Here is a 19,415-nt window from a genome sequence, read left to right as displayed (position 1 = left end):
GCCCCGTATCACGCCGAGAGGCAGGTGCCCGAGGCTGAGCCCGGCCGTGCCGCCGCTCCTACAGGATCACTCCCGACGGCGCTGAGCGGGCTCGCGAGGCGATCAGCAGGGCCTACCGGTCCCGTCGCCAGCCCGCGCCCGGCTGGTTGTCCCGCCCAGGCACGGCAGGAGGCGCTCCATGAGCGGACGGATTCGTGGCAGCTCGCGATCCCAGGACCCTTTCGGCCGGCTCATGGCGCGGCTCTCCGCGAGACTGGACGCCGAGCAGCTCGCCGCCGGCGTACGGGCGCTCCGGGCGCGGGTCGGAGTCGGTGCCCGGGAGAGGGACGATCTCGGATGAGGAGAGCGGGCACCGCGCCGGGGATAGGATCGGCCGGGTTCATCAGCACATGAGGAGGAGTGTGGCGGACGTGGGCATGACCGACGGGCGGGAGTTGCGCGCCGACTGCGGCAGTTGTTTCGGGCTGTGCTGCGTGGCGCTGCCCTTCGCGGCGTCGGCCGACTTCGCGGTCGGCAAGGACGCCGGGCAGCCGTGCCACAACCTGCGTGACGACTTCCGCTGCGGCATCCACGGCACGCTGCGGCAGCAGGGGTTCGCGGGCTGCACCGTCTACGACTGCTTCGGCGCGGGCCAGAAGGTCTCACAGGTCACCTTCGGCGGCCACGACTGGCGGCGGGCCCCCGGCACGGCCCAGCGGATGTTCGAGGTGTTCCCGGTCATGCGGCAGCTGCACGAGCTGCTGTGGTACCTCACGCAGGCCTTGGCGCTCCCGCGGGCACGCCCAGTCCACGACGAGCTCCGCCTCGCGCTCGATGAGACCGAGCGCCTCACCCTGCGCGACCCCGGCGCCCTCGTGGAGCTGGACGTGGCGGCGCACCGGCAGCAGGTCAACACCCTGTTGCTGCGTACGAGCGAGCTGGTGCGCGGTGAGATCCCGCGGCGCAAGGACCGGCGTGGAGCCGACCTCATCGGCGCCAAGCTCGGCGGCGCCGACCTGAGGGCGGCCAACCTGAGAGGCGCCTACCTCATCGGAGCCGACCTGAGGCGGGCCGACCTGCGGACGGCCGATCTCATTGGAGCCGACCTGCGGGGCGCCGACCTCGGCGGGGCCGATCTCACCGGGGCCATCTTCGTCACCCAGTCGCAGCTCAACGCGGCCAGGGGCGACACGGCCACGAGAGTGCCGGACACCCTGACGCGCCCCGCGCACTGGGCGGCGCCGCGCGGGGCCGGTCGCCGCAGGTGATCAGAAGGGCGCCTCCAGCGGCACCTGGCGCACCCCCGGCAGGTGCGGATCCAGCTCGCCCAGCTCGAACCTGGACATCCCGATGACGTGCCAGAACTGACCCGCCAGCTCGCCCTGCACCTTGTAGCGCCCGTCGGGCGACAGCGCGGCCCAGCCCTCCGGCAGCCCCAGCAGCGTCGCCCGGCGGGTCGAGCCCTCCCAGAGGATCACCACCCCGTCGTCTCCGGCGCTGGCCAGCAGGTCGGACGTGGGGCTGTAGGCCACCGACCACACCCGGCGGGCGTGCCCCGCCAGCGTGTGCAGCAACCGGCCGGTCTCCGAGTCCCACACCCGCACGGTCAGGTCGTCGCCGCCCGTGGCCAGGCGGTCGCCGGCGGCGTTGAACGCCACGCTCCACAACCGTCCGGTGTGCTGGGTGAGCGTGTGCCTGAGCACCGGCTGCCACGGCTGGCCGGGGCGCAGCTCCCACACCATGGCCCGTCCGTCGTTGCTCGCGCTCGCCAGCCGGCGGCCCGACGGAGAGAACACCACCGAGTAGACCCGGTCGGTGTGGCCGTCGAGCGTCGCCACCCGGCCGCCCGACTCGACGTGCCAGATGCGGACCAGCCGGTCGTCGCAGCCCGTCGCCAGGTAGCGGCCGTCGGGGCTGAACGCTATCGAGCGGACCCGGCCGCGGTGGTCGGCCAGGTTGGTCACCAGGCGGCCCGTCGCGCGATACCAGACCCGCACGCTGTCGTCGTCGTTGGCCGTGGCCAGCAGGGAGCCGTCGGGGCTGAACGTCTCGGCCCACACATGCTCGGTCTCGGCGTTGAGCTCACGCTCGTAGTCGCCGGTGGTGGCGTTCCAGAAGTGCACGCCGCCGTCGTTGCTGGAGGTGGCGAGCACCGGCCCGGCAGGGGAGAACACGGCGGAGATGAGCCGGTCGGCCGTTCCGGTGAACTCGCGCAACCGTCGCCCGGTGCGCGGCTCCCACACCCGGACGACCCCGTCGTTGCCGCTGGTCGCCAGCATCGAGCCGTCGGCGCTGAACCGTACCGAGGAGATGCGCCGGCCGTGGCCGCGCAGCACCCGCTGGCACTGCCCGGTCACCGGGTCCCACAGCCGGACCGTGCCGTCGTTGCTGCTGGTGGCCAGTTGGTCACCGTCGGGGCGGAACGCGAACGGCCACACCGAGCTGCGGTGGCCGGTCAGCTCGACCCGCGTCGTGCCGCCCACCTCCTGCAGCCGGACGATGCCGTTGCGGTCGCCGCTGGCGAGCGTGCGGCCGTCGGGGCTGAACGTCACCTGGTAGATCGTCGCGTCGTGGGCGGTGTGTATGCCGCGTGCCCGGCCGGCGACCGGGTCCCAGAGCCGTACGGTGCCGGCCGTGTCGCCGGTCGCCAGCGCGGAGCCGTCGGGGGAGAAGGTCACGCAGTAGATGCCGCCGGTGTGGCCGGTCAGCTCGTGGCGCAGCGTCCATGACGTGGTGTCCCACACGCGTACGGTGCCGGCCTCGTCGCCGGTGGCCAGCAGCGCCCCGTCGGGGCTGTGCACGGCGCGGTAGACCGAGCCGCGATGCCCGTCGAGGGTGCCGATCACCGCGCCCGAGGTGAGGTCCCAGATCCGCACCATGCCCGCCGAGTCGCCCGTCACCAGCACGGAGGGGCCGAACGAGGCCGTGTAGACGGGCTCCTGGTGACCGGTGAGCTGGTGGACCTGCCGCCCGGTGGCCGTCTCCCACAGGCGGACCACGCCGTCGCCGCCGCCCGCCGCCACCAGATCGGCGCCGGGGCTGAGCCGTACGGGCCAGACGCCGTCGGGATGGCCGGCCAGCCGCCGCAGCCGCTCGCCGGTGAAGGAGTGCCACAGCAGCACGGTTCCGTCGCTCGCGCCGGTGGCCAGCAGGTCGCCGGCGAACGACACGGCGTAGACGCGGCCGTGATGCCCCTGGAGGGTGCGCACGGGCGCGCCGCCGACGCAGAGCAGCACGCTGCCGTCCTCGCCGCCGATCGCGATCGTCGACCCGTCGGGGCTGTAGGCGATGGGCTCGGGCAGGCGGCTGGTCTGGAAGTGATATCCGTACGGCACGCCGATCCCGGCCGGGGCGAGCTGCGTCTCGACCGGCTGGCCGGGCACCATGGCCGCGCCCGGCAGCGCCGGCAGCGTGCCCATCACGTTGATCAGCGTGGCGCGGTGCCAGCGGGAGCCCTCGGCCGACACGTCGCTCAGGTCGGTCCGGGCCAGCCGGGCTCCCGACAGGTCGGCGCCGCGCAGGTCGGCGCCGGTCAGCCGGGCCCCGTCGAGCCGCGCGCCCACCAGCTTGGCGTCGCGCAGCACGGCACGGGACAGGTTGGTGCCGGCCAGCGTGGCGTCGGTCAGGTCGGCGCCGGTCAGGTCGACCTCCTGCAGGTCGCGCGCCGACAGGTCCTCGCCCTTGAGGTTGGCGCCGCGCAGGTCGGCCCGCGCCGGTGTGCGCAGCCTGGCCGCGATCTTGACGGCGTTGGCGCGGGCCACGTCGTCGCCGGGCGGATCGGCCACCCACTCCCGCAGCGCCCGCATGTCGGCCAGGTCGCACAGGAACTCGACGATCAGCGCCGACAGCGGCCGCCTCGACAGCGTCACCGGGGCGTCGATCGTCGCCGCGATGTGCCGGGCGATCAGCCACTCCATCACCGAGGAGTGGATGAACCCGAACATGCCCTCGTCGGTGCGCACCAGCAGGCTGCCCGAGCCCATCGCGTAGACGGTGTGCGCGGTGGTGAGCTGGCCCCCTGCCAGGTCGGACAGCGTCTCGGCGATCTCGGTCAGCTCGTCCACGCCGAGCAGTGACTCGCCGGAGTCCCACAGCCGCAGCGCGAGCGCCGTCACCGCCTGCCACAGCTCCGCGGTGGTCAGCGCCGTCGCCGAGCCGGGCACCTTGGCCCGGCGCTCCTCGAAGGCCAGCCAGGAGCTGAGGATCTCCTCGTACAGCAGGGCCGGGCTGATCGTGTGGCGGGCGCCGGCCACCGTGCGCAGCCGGTCGGCGTCGAGGTCGGCGATGAAGCTCAGCATGCGCGGGTTCTGCGCCAGGTCGAGCAGGTCCTTGATGCCCTCCATCAGCGACATGCGGGCCGTGGCCTCGTCGCCGTCGTCGAACCGGTTGGCCAGGTAGGAGCGGATCTGGTCGCGGGTGAAGTCCTCGACGCCCAGCACCCGGCGCTGCGGCAGCACCCCCACCATCTCGCCGAGCGAGGTGAGCACCTGGCTGTGCGACTTGAAGTGCTGGGTGCGGCTGGCGACCACGATCTTCGCCTTGTCCTCGGCCGCGGCCAGCAGCGTCGTCAGGTGGTCGGCCGCCCGGTCGTAGGTCAGCCGGGTGACCAGCTCGTCGAAGCCGTCGAACAGCAGCACGATCCGGCCCTGCCGCAGCAGGTAGCGGAACGCCTTGAGGTCGATGTACTCCTCGCCGTGGTTGGCCAGGTGGGCGGCCACCAGGGCGTCGACCGAGTGCGCCTTGTCCAGGGCGCGCAGCTCGATCAGGATCGGCGTCAGGTGGGGCAGCTCGGCCGGGATGCGCCTGGCCAGCTCGCGCAGCGCGAACGTCTTGCCGTGGCCGAAGTCGCCGAGCAGCAGCAGGAACCTGCCGTGGTCGGACGCCAGCAGCCGCATCAGCTCGTCGGTGAGCCCGTGCCTGATCTGGTGGCCGGGCCGGTCGAGCTCGCGGTAGCGCTGCGGGACGTACAGGCCGGGCGGGTAGCGGCGGTCGGTGCTGAGCCGCGCGGTCTGCTCGGCCACGTAGCCGGACAGGTCGAGCAGGCCCTGGAACTCGGTGAAGCTCCGCAGCCGCACGCCCCTGCGCATGAGGTCGTCGCGGAGCGGCCGGGCCGGGGGCGGGCCCTGGTAGACGAGCTCGGACGCCAGGTCGGCGGCGTGCGCCCGGCGGACGAAGTCTTCGGCGGTGCCGGCGTCGACCTCGCCCACGTGCGCGCCGATCATCGTCTGGCGGACGAAGCCGTCCTCGGGGTGGGTGACGACGAGGTGGCCCGCGAACCGGCGGATCCTGGCCCGCTCGTGCCGGGCCTCGCACACCTCGGTGATCCGGTCGAGCAGCAGCTCGACGGGGCTCGGCTCGCGCTCGGCGGGCTCCGGCCGGGGCGCCGGCACGGACGGCGTCTCACCGGTGAACGTGGCCTGCGCGGCTCGCCAGCGGTGGGCGGCGCGTACGGGCTCGCCGTCGGGCAGCCAGATCCGCATCCCGTCGGCGGTGATCTCGACCACCTGGTGGCGCCCGGCCTTCGGCGCGGCGACCACGACCCCGTCCCCGCCCGGAGCGCCGGCCGTCGTTCCCGAGCCGTGGAACGTCAGGTTGAGCCGGTGCGACAGGAGGCGTTCGTAGCCCGGCGCGTCGCGCAGCGCCGCCGGTGGATGGCCCAGCGCGCCGAGCCGCAGCCACGCGCGCTCCTCGTACGGCCGCAGCCGCTCGGCGAACCACGCGGCCTGCGCCTCTCCGAGCAGGGCGAAGGCGTCACGCTCGAGGTGGCTCATGGCCATGGTGGAGTTGAGCCCGGCCACCACCACCTGCAGGTCGGGCACCTCGAACAGGGTCCACGGCTGCCCGCCGTCGAACACCCGGTCGTCCAGCCCCTGGTAGACCTCGCCGAACAGCCCGGCGAAGTGGCGCCACTTGGGCCAGTAGGGCGGCTGCGGGCTGACGTCGTCGGCCTCGCAGGTGAGGAAGTAGGCGCTGGCCGCGGCCTTGGTGACGTCGCGCGGCCCCGGCACGATCACCAGGCGGTGCGGCTCCAGCCCGACGAGCAGCCGCAGGTCGGTGACGAACCGGGTGGCCTGGCCGAACTGCCCGAGGCTGCCCGACTCGGTCAGGTCGCCGCTGACGACCATGAGGTCGGGCCGCGGCATGCCCTTGTCGTACATGGCCGTCAGGTCGGCCCAGATGCGCGCCTGCATGTCCTCGGGGGTGAACGGGTCGCCGGGGTCGGGCAGCGCGCGGCCGAACCGGGGCCCGCCGACGTGCAGGACGCTGAGCGACTCGCGCCGCCGGTCGGCCGGGGCCGACGGCGGGAACCTGGGCGCGGTGACCGGGGCGCGGCGCGAGCGGGAGCGCTCGGCGGGGGGCGGCAGGGTCGGCGCGGGCAGCGGCACCCCGGGGGCGGTGCCGGTGGGGAAGGCGGGCGCCGCCTCCGGCTTGGCCCGGCCGGCCAGCGCCTCCCCGACGCGCCCCAGCAGCAGCGCCCTGGCCTGCCCGGAGTCGGTCACGCCGAGCAGGTCGACCCAGGTGATCGTGGACAGCAGCCCTTCGAGCCGGACGTCCTCCAACCTGATCGTCACCAGTTTGTTCGACGGGTTGTCGGGGTCGGCGCGCAGCGCGGCCTGCCACTCCAGGCGGCCGTAGCGAGAGGTCAGGTAGTTGCGCGAGAGCACCGCCACGACCAGGTGCGCCTCGCTGACGCCGCGGTCCATGAAGTCGATGAAGTTGGTGCCGGGCACGAAGTCCCAGGCCTGGATCATCGTCTTGTAGCCCGCCGCCTCGAGCTCCCATGCGATCCACGTCGCCCATGCCGTGTCGGCGGGGGAGTAGCTGACGAAGATCTCGGTCGGCCTGCCCTCACGTGCCATCTGCTCAGTATCCCTCGCGGGATCGGCGTTTTGGAGTCGATGTGCGATCATCGTCGAGTGTGGCGGCGTCTTGGCGTGCTCGACTGGATCAGGATCGGGCTGCTCACGCTCGGTCTGATCTTCGTGGCGACCGGGCTGCTTCCTCTGCGGGACGCGATCGAGAGCCTCGACGAGATCGGGCCGCTGCTGGTGTTCCTGGTGGGCGTCATCGTGCTGGCGGAGCTGACCAAGGAGGCTCAGGTCTTCGACGCCGTCGCGGCCAGGATGGCGGTGCTCGGCCGCGGCAACTACGTCGCCCTCTTCCTCCTGTGTACGGCCTTCGCATCGTTTGTCACGATATTTCTTAACCTCGACACGACTGCGGTGTTGCTCACCCCGGTCATGCTGGCCCTCGCGCCCAAGGCCCGCATCGCCGCCCTGCCGCTGGCCATGACCACGATCTGGCTGGCCAACACCGCGAGCCTGCTGCTGCCGGTCTCCAACCTGACCAACCTCCTGGGCATGGAGAAGATCGGCCTGGACGCCCAGGGGTTCGCCGCGCGCATGTGGGCGCCGCAGCTCGTCGCGATCACGGTAACCATGGTCTTCCTGTGGGTGTTCTACTGGCGGCGTGGCGAGCGGCGCGACCTGCGCTACGTCCCGCCCCTGCTGGAGCCGGTCGGCGACCGGGTGCTGTTCGCGGCCGCCTCGGCCGCGTGCGCGCTGTTCATCGGCCTGCTGCTGCTCAACGTGCACGTCGCCGTCGCGGCGCCGGCGGCCGCGCTGATCGTGGTGGTGGCGTTCGCGCTGCGCGCCCGCGCCCGGCTCTCCTGGAGCCTGGTCCCCTGGCAACTGCTCGTCTTCGTGACGGGCCTGTTCCTGGTCGTGCCGACCCTCAGCAGGTACGGCCTGGCCGACCTGATGGGCTGGCTGCTCGGCGCCGAGCGTGACCCCTACCGCACGGCCGCCGTCGGGGCCGGGCTGTCCAACCTGATCAACAACCTGCCCGCCTACAAGGCCGTCGAGGAGATCATCCCGCCGGGTGAGCAGGGCCAGTTGCTCGCCCTGCTCACCGGCACGAACGTCGGCCCGGTCGTCACGCCCTGGGCCTCGCTGGCCACGCTGTTGTGGTTCGAGTCGTGCCGCCGTCACGACGTCAGGGTGCCGATACGCCGCTTCGTGCTGACCGGCACCGGCCTGGCGGTCGCCGGGGTGCTGCTCACCACCTGGGCCCTCGTCGCGACGACCTGAGCGCTCAGCGGATCAGGAGCGTCCCGGCGGGCCGACAGCGCTCAGCGGGTCGGCGGCGCTCAGCGGATCAGCGCGAGCAGGGCCGGCAGCGCGTGCGGGTGGGCCGCGACGAAGCTGCGGTCGTCGGCCGTGCCGTCGATGCCCTCCTCGAACGGCCCGCCGTCCAGGGCGCGGATCTCGACGCCGGCCTCGCGCGCGATGAGCGCCCCGGCGGGTAGATCGACCGCCTCGGCCCGGTAACCCACCATGCCGTCGATGTCGCCCCGGGCCAGCATCGCCCACGACAGCAGCGGCGCCCACAACTGCAGGACACGCCGCGCCCCCAGCTCCAGAGCCGTCTTCAGCGCTCGTACGGTCGCGTCGTCCCTGGACACGGTGTAGCCCTGGGTCCACGCCAGCAGCGGCCCGTGCGGTGAGGGACGGTAGGGGGCGGCCAGCCGTACCCCCGAGGCGGTGACGGCGCCGCAGCCCCGGATCGCGGACCAGGTCTGGCCGGTGACCGGGTCGTGCACCACGCCCAGCATGGGCCGGCCGGCCCGGCACAGGGCCAGGCCCACGACGTAGGCGGGCAGGCCGATCGCCACGTTGTTGGTGCCGTCGAGCGGATCGACCAGCCAGGTCCACTCCCCGCCCGACGCGCCCAGCAGGCCGGACTCCTCGGCGATCACCGCGTGCGAGGGGAAGGCCGTCAGGATGCGCTCCAGCAGCAGCTTCTCCGAGGCTAGGTCGAGGTCGGTCACCACGTCGCCGGAGCCGCCCTTGGACCGCACCTGGACGGTGCCGCCGGCGCCGCCGGTGCCGGCCAGGAGCAGGGCGCCCGCGGCCCGCGCGGCGTCCACGGCGACCGCGCGAGCGTGATCCAGATCCATGTGGCACCCCTCAGGTCAGGTGGGCGGCTATCAGGCCGACGGCGAGCGCCGTCTCCTCGGCGTCGAGCGGCTCCCTGGACACGTGGTGCCCGCGCGCGCCGAGCGGGCCGAGCGACAGGTCACGGCTGCCCGGGCGGCTCCTGCCGAGCGCGATGGTGGCCGCCTCGCCGCCCTCCGGCACCACACTGCTGTGGAACCGGTCCGCGGGCAGCGTATAGCTGTCGCCCGCGCCGAACACCTCGACCAGGCCGATGGCGTGTCGCACGGTGCGCGGGGTGGGGGAGATGCGGTCGCCGTCGGCGCCGCTGACCACCTCGAACACGCGGTGCGTCGCGTCGCGCCCGGTGTCGGTGACCACGGCGTGCACGTTGCGCACCTGACCGTAGAGCACGTGGCTGAACAGGTCCCAGCTGTGGCAGTGGATCTGCGAGGTCGTGCTGCGCGCGTGGGCGAGCGTGTCGGACCACAGGTGCAGGCAGACCCCGTCGCCGCCGTCGCGTTCGAGTGGCATGCAGACGAACCCGAGCGGGTGGCGCACGGCCGTGACGTCGCCTCCGGAGATCGCTCGCAGCGCCCACGACCTGCCCCGCCCTGCGGTGACCTCCTGGAAGACGCCGTGATAACTCATGATTTGTACGGATTGACGGCGCGTAACGCCTTACGCGCGATGGCGACGACGTCGTGCTCGTTGTAGGCCCTGGGCAACGGCACCCCGATCCTCTCGAACAGCTCCTGCACCTCTTCGACCGTCGGCTCGTCGCTCAGCGGCACCCGCTTGTACATCTCCAGAGGCACCTGGCGCGCCTGCTCGAAGCTGAGCCGCAACTCCGTGTCGCAGTTTTCGTAGAAGAAGGTGCCGGCCAGCGCCGTCATCGCCCGGTTGGGGTCCTCGACCGTCATGATCAGCCGGGAGGCCGACAGGTCCCAGCGGAACGTGGTCATCGTCGCCGACAGCCCCACTCCGATGTCGAGCAGGCCGTAGCGCTGGCGGTGCCAGAACGCCGCCAGGATCGTGGCGAACGACTCCTTGCGGACCCGGTCGGTGGTCCACGTCTCGCCGGTGCCGTCGGGGACGTCGGACAGCGAGCGCCGGTAGTGGGCGTACGTCTCGCACACCTCGGCGTTGGACGGGTCGATGACCTCGATCCGTACGGTCAGATGGCGCTTGACCCGGCGCGCGGCGGCGGCGCACTCGGGCAGGGTGACGGCCCGCAGATAGGTGCCGGTGCCGCCCTTGAAACTCCACCGCGTCGTGTCCTTGCGGGCCTCGGCGTGCGCCTGCGCGATCTCCTGACGGCTGCCCAGCACGCGGACCAGCTGGAGCGAGTCGAGCGCCTTGCGGGTGCCGGCCACCAGGGTGTCGATCTCGTCGAGGCGCCGCAGGCGTTGCGGCAGGTCGGCGAGGGCGCCCGAGGTGATCGTCGCCTCGACGGGCGCCTGACGGGCGCGGTCGCGCAGCAGCGCGGTGGCCACCAGCGCCAGGATCACCAGGGTGGCCGCGCTGACGAGCTGACGCTGCACGTCGACGCCGTCGGCGCCGAAGATGTCCTCGGGCATGACGCCGAGCACGCCCACCACGATGGCCAGCCCGAGCGCGATCGCGCCGTCGGCGTTCTGGGCGGCCCATGGCGCGACCCCGCGCACCGTCGCCATGAACCGTGCCATCTTCGCCCCGCATCCCGACGATCAGTCAGTCCCCACGTCATGGTAACGAGCGCGCCCTGCGATCACCAGCGCACGCAGGGATACGGACCGCCGACCCCCAGGACAGGATCGGCGGTCGTGACGGTCGGCGGCCGGCCGGTCAGAACCAGCCGCGGCGGCGCGCCATCTGCTGCAGGGCGCGCCCCAGTGCCTCGTCGGCCGAGCCGGGGTTGGCGTCGTAGCGGACCGTGAAGCGGTTGAGGGCGTCGTGGCCGGAGGTCAGGAAGCCGCCCCGCTTGTCGGCCTCCAGGATGACGTCCATCTGCTGAGGCCCGGCGAGGAACGTCAGCTCCAGCTCGTTGAAGTGGCGCCGCCACTGGCCGCCCGCGTAGTACTCGATCTCCTGGAAGAACGGCATCGTCGAGCCGTACAGCGTGCCCCGCTCCAGGTCGGCCTTCTTGAACTGGAAGCCGAGCCGGTCGAGCGCGCCGAGGACGTGCTCCTGCGCGGGCAGCGGGCTGACGAACAACGGGTCGAGATCGCCCTTGTCCAGGGCGCCGGCCAGCGCCAGCTCGGTCTGCACGCCCAGCCGCATGCCGCGCAGCGGCTGACCGCCGATGGCGCTGATCGGCGTCTCCCAGGGGATCGGGATCTCGAACGGCTGGTTGTGCTGCGCGCCCGCCGCCAGCTGGAACGACCCCGCCACCTGCTGGCGCAGGAAGCTGTAGGACGTTTTGTACTCGTGGTCGCCCTGTTCGACCTCGACCACCGCCGTCAGGTCGAGGAAGATGCCCTCGACCTTGTAGTCGGAGCCGCCGCCGCGGAAGTTGACCATGCCGCGCAACCGCTCACCGGGCCGGACGCCGGTGCTCGTCAGCACAGTGTCTACCTCGACGCCCGCGCCGAACGCGGCCATCAGCTTGCGGAACACCATGGGGTTCTCCTATGAGGTTGGTGCCTCGCCGTTGGTGTGGCCCGAGATGCGAGGGAGCAACTGGGCCAGGAGGAGGGTGGACAGCGCGGAGTCGCCCGCGCCCTGCTGGGTGCGCACCACCAGGGGTTGCGGGGCGTTCTCCGCCAGTTTGGCGCCCACATCGAGACGCCGCCGGGCCAGCTCGTAGTGCAGCACGGCCCGGTTGTCACGGTAGGACTCGGCCAGCCGGCGCAGCGCCTTGGCCTCGTTCTCGGCCGCGGTCAGCTCGGCGCGGCCGCGAGCCTCGATCTCCCAGCGCACCCGCTGGGCCTCGGTCTCCTGCTCCTCGAGCATCCGCGCCACGTCCTTGCGGGCGGTGTTGTGCGCGGCCTTGACCTCGACGACGCGGGCGTCGCGGGTCTTCTTGGAGCGCTCGATCTCCATGAGCAGGGTGTCGATGCGGCGCTTGCGGGTCAGCTCCCACTCGCGCTCGTACGCCGACAGCTCCTTGGCGACCTTCTCGCGGGTGGCCAGGTGCTGTTGGTACTGGTCGGGCAGCTGCACGTCGGGGATGTTGGCGCCGGTGACGCGCACGCCGTAGCGGCCGAGCTGGCGGTTGAGCGCCTCCTGCATGTCGCCCACGTCGGAGCCGCGCAGGTCGTAGGCCCGCTCGGTGTTGACCCTGCGGCTGCGCTGCCTGATCGCGTCCTGGACGGCGCTCGACAGGACCAGGTCGAAGTTGCCCGCGCCGATCGTGCGGACGAACGCCACCGGATCGACGATGCGGAACTTGAGGAAGAACTCGATCGACTTCAGCGGCACGTTCTCGGCCGTGGGGCAGGCCACGATGGGCGCCGAGTAGGGGATCTCGGTCGAGGTGTCGACCACGGCGTCGACCCGGTCCCACGGCACCCACAGGTAGTGGCGGCCGGGCGGCAGCGTGCCGGTGATCGCGCCCCAGCGGCTCCGCACGCCGGTGGTGCCCTCCTCGATCTCGATGATGGCCCGGCGCCACATCCAGATCATCGCCACGACCAGGAAGAACAGCGCCGCCGGCGCGGCCAGCAGGGTGAGGTCGGTCAGCGCGGCCATCCCGGCGAAGTAGACGCCCACGAACACCAGCGCCATCCAGGCGAAACCGCGCCTGTCCTTGGGGATGACCACCGGCACGAGCTGGCCCTGCTCGCCGCCGCGCAGCAGCTGGCGGATGTCGGACCAGGAGGCCAGCGACTCCTTGATCTTCGAGAACTCACGGCCGCTCATCGAACCTCACGCTCCACATTCTGTACGCTGTCCGGCCCCGCCGCGGCCGTCGTCACCGCTTCGACCGCGGGGGCCTCGGTGACCTCCGCGGCGACCTTCGTGAGCAGCGCGGTGATCTCCGCCTCGCGGTCGTCCACGCGCTTGCCGATCTCGGACAGCCGGGAGCGGATGGCGGCCATGTCCTCGGGGGAGAAGAGCGCCGCCCCCTTCCCGCCGACCAGTTGCTGGGCCAGCGCCAGGAAGTCGATGTCGGTCTGCTCGCCCACCTGCACGACCTGCGGCAGCCGGTTCGACACCGACTCCAGCTTGTTGAGCAGGTCCTGCTGGAAGCGGTACTCGAGGATCTCCGGGGCCTCGGCGGCGCTGAGTGCCCGGATGTCCAGCGCCTGGGCCTCCAGCAGCGCCGAGTTGGCCCTGGCCGTGGACTCGGCCTCGACCAGGCGCTGTCCGGCCTGCGCCTTGGCCTGGTGCTCGGCCCGTTCGAGGGCGGTGTCCATGCGGGCCTGGTAGCCGGCGATCTCCGCCTGGATGGCGCTCAGCGTCTCCTGCAGCCCGGCCAGCTCCTTGACCAGGTCGCCCTCGTTCTGCTCCTTGCGCAGCTGCAGCTCGTACTCGTAGGTGTAGGCCTCCTTGGCCACCCGTACCATCTCGGGCGCCGCGAGGTCCATCCGGTACTCCTGGCTGGACGGCTCGGCGTGCGTGATGTTCACGTCGGTGAGCCGAACGGCGGGCAGGAACTGCTGGTTGAGGCTCTCCAGCATGCCGTGCGTGCTCTCGCCCACCAGGTCGTAGATGTCCTCGGCCCGCTGGGCGTAGATGAGGGAGCGGGTGACCTCGCTGATGGCGTTCTGCAGTTTGGACTGGAAGCCGCTGACCGAGCCGAGCACGAAGATGAACTCGGCCGGGTTCTCGATCCTGAACTGCAGGAACAGGTCGACGCTGGCCTTGACGCCCTGCTGGGTCGGCGCCTCGCGGATGGGGGCGTTGAAGGGGTACTCGCGGGTGGTGTTGACGATGTAGCTGACCCGCTTCCACGGGTTGAACAGCGTCACCCTGCCCGGGTCGGCGATGTGCACGAGCTTGCCGAACTTCGTGATCAGCGCCTTGCAGCCCTCGGGCACCATGACCACGCTGCGCCGCCACCACAGGAACGCGGCCGCCAGCACCAGGACGATCCAGTAGTGCGGGCCGAAGAACAGGTCGGTGTTGGGGATCACGTTGCCGAGCGCGCCGATGAGGCCCAGCACCACGAGGAGCCCGAGTTGCACGATCACCTTGGCGGTGCTGCCCTTGGGGATCACGACGGGCGAGATGACGTGCATGCCGTTCTCGGCGAAGCTGCGGTTGACGATCTCGCCGGCCTCGCCGAGCGAGGCGGTTCTGGCCTCGATCAGCGTGCCGATCGAGACTCCGCCGTCGCGGGCCGCCGCGAAGTCGTGCGGGTTCAGCGCGAATCCCGGAGCCTGCCCCGGGTGGCCCATCGTCTGGCCGACGGCGTAACCCACCGCCTGCCGTACGTCACCGCCCTGCATGACGGCCTGCGCCAGACCCTGACCTGCCTGGATGAATGCCTCTCTGGGGCGTGACATAACACCTTCCTTTTCCGCTACAGGCGATTTCGACCGTATCGGGTACGGCTTGCTGTTCGCTTGCAGTACGGGTCACAGGTGTATTGCGTTCGATAGTAGACGTGCTATGAATGTAGTAGTCCTACTATCTGGAGGATGGATGAGCGCCTTGAGCGAGCTTGAGGGCCACGATGATCGGCGCCAATGGACTGCTCGGGCGGTCGGCTCGCTGGCCATCGAACGCGAGGACGGCACGCTCCTGCGGGCGAAGGCGCTGCCGCAGGGCTTGGTCGGCTACCTCGTCGGCCGGGTGATGTCGGTGTCGCTCATGGCCATCGGCAGCCTGCTGATGATCCTGGTCGCCGGGTTGTTCCTGGTGCCCGACCTGGCCGCAGTGGGGCTCGGCGCTTGGCTGACCGTGGCCTGGGTCGCCCTGCTGGGCCTGCTGTCCACCCTGCCGCTGGGCGCGGTCATCGGCTCGCCGGCCACCAGCCCGCAGGCCGCCGCCGGACTGTCCATGGTCACCATAGGCGGTCTCACCGTCGTCTCCGGGATCTTCTACCCCATCTCCGCCCTGACCGGCTGGCTGCAGGCCGTGGCCCAGGTGTTCCCGTTGTACTGGCTGGGGCTCGGCATGCGCTCCGCGCTGCTGCCCGGCTTGGCCGCGGCCGTGGAGATCGGCGGCTCGTGGCGGCCGGGGATGACGATGGCGGTCCTGATCGCGTGGTCGGTCGCCGGGTTGCTGATCGCGCCGCCGGTGCTGCGCCGGATGGCCAGGCGCGCATCGGGCTCGGCCGTGCAGGCGCGCCGCGACAGGGCGCCGCAGCGTGTCGGCTGAGAAGATGTACGGCGATGAGTGAGACCGTCTACAACCGCATCGCGCTGCTGCGCGCCGAACGCGGCGTGACCCGCAGGCAGCTCGCCGACGCGCTGGGAGTGCACTACCAGACGATCGGCTACCTCGAACGCGGCGAATACAGCCCGAGCCTCTACCTCGCGCTGCGCATCGCCGGCCATTTCGACGTGCCGGTCGAGGTGGTCTTCTCCACGACCCCGTTTCCGAAGATCGGCGAGCGAACTGCCTGACATATCGGTATAAATAGCGATCTATGACCTTCAGGTACGGTTCGGCGGCCAGGGTCGTCCTCGCCGCGTCACTCCTTGGCGGATGCGGGCTCGTGCCCCTTCCGGGCGCGCGTTCCGAGCCGCCCACGGCAGCCGTCACCGCGCCGCCCACGGCCTCCCTGGCGCCCTCCGTCTCCGTCAGCCCCGCGGCCTCCACGCCCGCCGGAACCCACGAGGCGGCCGGAACCCCCGAGACCGCCGGAGGGCCCGCGCTGGCCACCCTGTACGGCGACGGCCACGACGACGATCACGGCCACGCCAAGATCGAGGTGATCGGCCTGGAGCGCACCACCGCCACCTCGGTCACCGCCCGCTTCAGGATCAGCACCGACACCGGCAAGGTCAGGCTGGAGGGCTTTCGCGCCTCCGGTCTGCCGGGGACCACGCTCTACGACTTCACCCGCGCCTTCTCCGGCTTCTACCTGCTGGACCATCCGCGCCTGACCGCGTACTACCCGATGCGCAAGGAGAACATCGACACCCGGGCCCCCTGCCTGTGCAGCTATCCGGAATTCTTCGCCAAGGCCACGCCCGGCGCGCCCGCCCAGCTGTGGGCGGTCTACCAGGTCCCGCCGGAGACGGCCACCGTGGCGGTCGGGTTCCACCACGCGGGCCTGACCGCGCCCCTGCCGATCAGCCCCGCGGGCACCGGCGCCCGGCTGGACGACGAGCCCGACGCCACGGCCATCGCCGCGGCCTTTCCCACCACCGTTCCGCTCACCACCCAGCTGGCCGGCACCACGTCCTCGGTCGCCGAGTCCGACAAGGAGGTCGAGATCGCGCTCAACACCGACGTCCTGTTCGCCTTCGACAAGGCGACGCTCACCTCGCAGGCCCGCGAGACGCTGCGCCGCACCGCCGACCGGATCGACGCCGAGGCCAAGGGCGCCGTACGGATCGTCGGCCACACCGACGACGTCGGCGCCGACCGCTACAACCTCGCCCTGTCCCTGCGCCGCGCGAAGGCGGTGGAGGGCGCGCTCGCCGCCCTCGTTCCGGACGCGAGGTTCCGTACCGAGGGCAGGGGCGAGGACGAGCCGGTCGACAAGGACGACTCCGACCAGGCCCGTGCCCGCAACCGGCGAGTCCAGGTGACGTTCGAGCGGGAGCGCGCCGTCGCGACCCAGACCGGCCCGGAGGCCACTCCGGGCCCCTCCACCGGCCCCACCGGCCCCACCGGGTCCACCGGGTCCACCACCGGCGCCTCCGCGACGCCGGGCCAGGCCGTCGCCTCCGCCATCGGGCAGCGCGAGCTGACCGGGCTGGCCGCCGATCTCCTGGAACTGCGCCGGCTCAGCGACAAGACGCTCATCGCCACCGTCGACTTCCGCCATACGGGCGAAGGCGGTCCGGTCCGCCTGGAGAACGGCGCCTGGGACCGGGATGTCAAGGAGTTCGGGTCCGTCACCGAGGTGAAGATCGACTTCTTCTGGGTCGCGCTGACCGACGCCGCCGGGACACGCTACTTCCCGTTGGCGACGGCGGGGGACCGCCACCCGGAACGCTGCGTCTGCTCGACGCCCATCCTGACCAAGGTCGGGCCCGGGGAGCACATCCGGATGTTCGTGCTCATGACCGCGCCGCCCGCCGAGGTGACCAGCGTCGACGTCAACCTGTTCGGGTTCAGCCCGATGAAGGCCGTGCCCGTCAGCGGGTGACGTTTCTGTCGGTGACGCCGCCTACAGTGGGCAGCATGCGACCGGTCACAGATTTGCAGCGGAAGGTGGCGCCCTTCGAGGTGGTCACCGAGATGAGTCCGTCCGGAGACCAGCCGACGGCCATCGCAGAGCTGGAGCGCCGCGTCAAGGCCGGGGCCAAGGACAATGTCCTGCTCGGCGCCACCGGCACGGGCAAGACGGCCACCGTCGCCTGGCTCATCGAGCGGCTGCAACGCCCCGCGCTCGTCATGCAGCCCAACAAGACGCTCGCCGCCCAGTTCGCCAACGAGCTGCGCGAGATGCTGCCCAACAACGCGGTCGAATACTTCGTCAGCTACTACGACTATTACCAGCCCGAGGCCTACGTCCCGCAGAGCGACACCTACATCGAGAAGGACTCCTCGATCAACGACGAGGTCGAGCGGCTGCGCCACTCCGCCACCAACGCGTTGCTGACCCGCCGCGACACCATCGTGGTCGCCTCCGTGTCCTGCATCTACGGCCTCGGCACGCCCCAGGAATACGTCGACCGCATGGCCCGCCTCCGCGTCGGCATGGACGTCGACCGCGACCAGCTGCTGCGCCGCCTCGTCGACATGCAGTACACGCGCAACGACCTCGCCTTCACCCGGGGCACCTTCCGGGTCCGCGGCGACACGATCGAGATCATCCCCAAGTACGAAGAGCTGGCCGTACGCATCGAGATGTTCGGCGACGAGATCGAGAAGCTCTCCACCATGCACCCGCTGACCGGCGAGGTGATCACCGAGGACGAAGAGCTCTACATCTTCCCCGCCTCCCACTACGTGGCGGGCGAGCAGCGGATGGCCACGGCCGTGGCCGGCATCGAGGCCGAGCTGACCGAGCGGCTCGCCGAGTTCGAGCGGCAGGGCAAGCTGCTGGAGGCGCAGCGGCTGCGCATGCGCACCACCTACGACATCGAGATGATGCGCCAGATCGGCACCTGCTCCGGCATCGAAAACTACTCGCGCCACATGGACGGCCGGGCCGCCGGCAGCGCGCCCAACACCCTGCTCGACTACTTCCCCGAAGACTTCCTGCTGGTGCTCGACGAGTCCCACCAGACCGTGCCGCAGATCGGCGCTATGTACGAAGGCGACGCCTCCCGCAAGCGCACCCTGGTCGACCACGGCTTCCGGCTGCCCTCCGCGCTCGACAACCGGCCGCTGAAGTGGGAGGAGTTCCTCGAGCGCATCGGCCAGACCGTCTATCTGTCCGCCACCCCCGGCCCCTATGAGCTGGGCCGCGCCAAGGGCGACGTCGTCGAGCAGGTCATCCGGCCCACCGGGCTGGTCGACCCCGAAGTGGTCGTCAAGCCGACCAAGGGGCAGATCGACGACCTCGTCCACGAGATCCGCGAGCGAGCCGAGCGCGACGAGCGGGTGCTGGTCACCACGTTGACCAAGAAGATGTCCGAAGACCTCACCGACTACCTCCTGGAGCTCGGCATCCGGGTCCGCTACCTGCACAGCGAGGTCGACACGCTGCGCCGCATCGAGCTGCTGCGCGAGCTGCGCAGCGGCGAGTTCGACGTGCTCGTCGGCATCAACCTGCTGCGTGAGGGGCTCGACCTGCCCGAGGTCTCCCTGGTCGCCATCCTCGACGCCGACAAGGAGGGCTTCCTCCGGTCGGACACCTCGCTGATCCAGACCATCGGACGAGCCGCCCGAAACGTCTCCGGCCAGGTGCACATGTACGCCGACAAGATCACGCCGTCGATGGAGCGGGCCATCGACGAGACCAACCGGCGGCGGGCCAAGCAGATCGCCTACAACGAGGCCAACGGGATCGATCCGCAGCCGTTGCGCAAGAAGATCGCCGACATCCTCGACTCGTTGCAGCGTGAGGACGCCGACACCGACCGGCTGCTCGGCGGAGGCAGGTCCCAGTCCCGCGGCAAGGCTCCGGTGCCGGGGTTCGCGGCCAAGCAGGCCGGGGCTCACGCCAAGGCGATCGCGGGCGAGCTGCCCCGGGCGCAGATGGAATCCTTGATCGAGTCGTTGACGGAGCAGATGCATCAGGCGGCTGCCGACCTTCAGTTCGAGGTGGCGGCTCGGCTCCGTGACGAGATCAAGGAGCTCAAGCGGGAGCTGCGCGACATGCGCGAGGCCGGGGTCAAGTAGGTCGCCCTCCATCCCAGGGCTGCCGCCCGGCCGGGGCTCTGAGCTGGCCTGGGCCGCTCCTGGTCTGGGTTGGTCTGGGTGGCCGCGGAGGTGGGTGGGCGTTCCGGCCGACCGCGATTGCCTGGGGTCTGGTGATGTTCGCCTTCGGCGTTGTTTCGGGCG

14 protein-coding genes are annotated in these 19,415 nt (G+C 71.4%); 7 read left to right on the top strand and 7 right to left on the bottom strand.

What is annotated here, in order from left to right; genetic code table 11:
* Positions 1–178: 178 nt before the first annotated feature.
* Both IEY82_RS24600 and IEY82_RS24595 read left to right on the top strand, forming a co-directional pair.
* Complete coding sequence (locus IEY82_RS24600; RefSeq protein ID WP_189126571.1) at positions 179–340, top strand: hypothetical protein; 162 nt, start codon at positions 179–181, stop codon at positions 338–340.
* A gap of 76 nt (positions 341–416) precedes the next feature.
* Positions 417–1,247, top strand: a complete 831-nt coding sequence (locus tag IEY82_RS24595) for a pentapeptide repeat-containing protein (protein ID WP_189126691.1) — start codon at positions 417–419, stop codon at positions 1,245–1,247.
* Here the strand turns inward: IEY82_RS24595 and IEY82_RS24590 are convergent, their stop codons facing one another.
* Positions 1,248–6,839 carry a WD40 domain-containing protein gene (locus tag IEY82_RS24590; protein ID WP_189126570.1) on the bottom strand — a complete coding sequence of 1,864 codons (5,592 nt, stop codon included), beginning with the start codon at positions 6,837–6,839 and terminating at the stop codon, positions 1,248–1,250. It abuts the gene before it with no gap.
* 57 nt (positions 6,840–6,896) lie between these two features.
* Here IEY82_RS24590 and IEY82_RS24585 point away from each other — a divergent pair, with 57 nt between their 5' ends.
* Positions 6,897–8,069 carry an ArsB/NhaD family transporter gene (locus tag IEY82_RS24585; RefSeq protein WP_225263725.1) on the top strand — a complete coding sequence of 391 codons (1,173 nt, stop codon included), beginning with the start codon at positions 6,897–6,899 and terminating at the stop codon, positions 8,067–8,069.
* Positions 8,070–8,128: 59 nt separating this feature from the next.
* On the opposite strand, the gene IEY82_RS24580 is transcribed toward IEY82_RS24585, so the two are convergent.
* The 6 genes from IEY82_RS24580 to IEY82_RS24555 all read right to left on the bottom strand — a co-directional run bounded on the left by IEY82_RS24580 (position 8,129) and on the right by IEY82_RS24555 (position 14,347).
* Complete coding sequence (locus tag IEY82_RS24580; protein WP_189126568.1) at positions 8,129–8,938, bottom strand: inositol monophosphatase family protein; 810 nt, start codon at positions 8,936–8,938, stop codon at positions 8,129–8,131.
* Positions 8,939–8,948: 10 nt separating this feature from the next.
* The gene (locus IEY82_RS24575) at positions 8,949–9,566 is read right to left on the bottom strand and encodes a hypothetical protein (RefSeq protein WP_189126567.1); all 618 of its coding nucleotides are present in this window, start codon (positions 9,564–9,566) and stop codon (positions 8,949–8,951) included.
* Positions 9,563–10,603: a hypothetical protein gene (locus IEY82_RS24570; protein WP_225263726.1), complete on the bottom strand. Its 1,041-nt coding sequence runs from the start codon at positions 10,601–10,603 to the stop codon at positions 9,563–9,565. Before IEY82_RS24570 ends, IEY82_RS24575 begins: the two co-directional genes overlap by 4 nt.
* Positions 10,604–10,742: 139 nt before the next feature.
* Positions 10,743–11,516 (bottom strand): sporulation protein, encoded by a 774-nt coding sequence (locus IEY82_RS24565; protein WP_189126566.1) that lies wholly within the window; start codon positions 11,514–11,516, stop codon positions 10,743–10,745.
* 9 nt (positions 11,517–11,525) lie between these two features.
* The gene (locus IEY82_RS24560) at positions 11,526–12,758 is read right to left on the bottom strand and encodes an SPFH domain-containing protein (RefSeq protein ID WP_189126565.1); all 1,233 of its coding nucleotides are present in this window, start codon (positions 12,756–12,758) and stop codon (positions 11,526–11,528) included.
* Complete coding sequence (locus IEY82_RS24555) at positions 12,755–14,347, bottom strand: SPFH domain-containing protein (protein ID WP_225263728.1); 1,593 nt, start codon at positions 14,345–14,347, stop codon at positions 12,755–12,757. Before IEY82_RS24555 ends, IEY82_RS24560 begins: the two co-directional genes overlap by 4 nt.
* A gap of 139 nt (positions 14,348–14,486) precedes the next feature.
* Between IEY82_RS24555 and IEY82_RS24550 the strand changes: the two genes are divergently transcribed.
* The 4 genes from IEY82_RS24550 to uvrB are packed head-to-tail and all read left to right on the top strand — an operon-like array spanning position 14,487 to position 19,253.
* On the top strand, positions 14,487–15,164 hold the full coding sequence (locus IEY82_RS24550; protein ID WP_229697669.1) for an ABC transporter permease: 678 nt from the start codon (positions 14,487–14,489) through the stop codon (positions 15,162–15,164).
* A 14-nt stretch (positions 15,165–15,178) separates the two neighbouring features.
* The gene (locus IEY82_RS24545; protein ID WP_189126563.1) at positions 15,179–15,412 is read left to right on the top strand and encodes a helix-turn-helix transcriptional regulator; all 234 of its coding nucleotides are present in this window, start codon (positions 15,179–15,181) and stop codon (positions 15,410–15,412) included.
* Positions 15,413–15,435: 23 nt separating this feature from the next.
* A complete protein-coding gene (locus IEY82_RS24540) occupies positions 15,436–17,109 on the top strand; it encodes an OmpA family protein (RefSeq protein WP_189126562.1) in 1,674 nt (557 codons plus the stop codon).
* Between the two features lie 35 nt (positions 17,110–17,144).
* Positions 17,145–19,253, top strand: a complete 2,109-nt coding sequence (gene uvrB, locus IEY82_RS24535) for an excinuclease ABC subunit UvrB (protein WP_225263732.1) — start codon at positions 17,145–17,147, stop codon at positions 19,251–19,253.
* Positions 19,254–19,415: the final 162 nt, after the last annotated feature.

It is taken from the genome of Nonomuraea cavernae, assembly GCF_014646355.1.
Lineage (GTDB): Bacteria > Actinomycetota > Actinomycetes > Streptosporangiales > Streptosporangiaceae > Nonomuraea > Nonomuraea cavernae.
The sequence above is the reverse complement of the archived record's forward strand: the minus strand, read 5'-3'. Positions and strand labels throughout refer to the sequence as shown.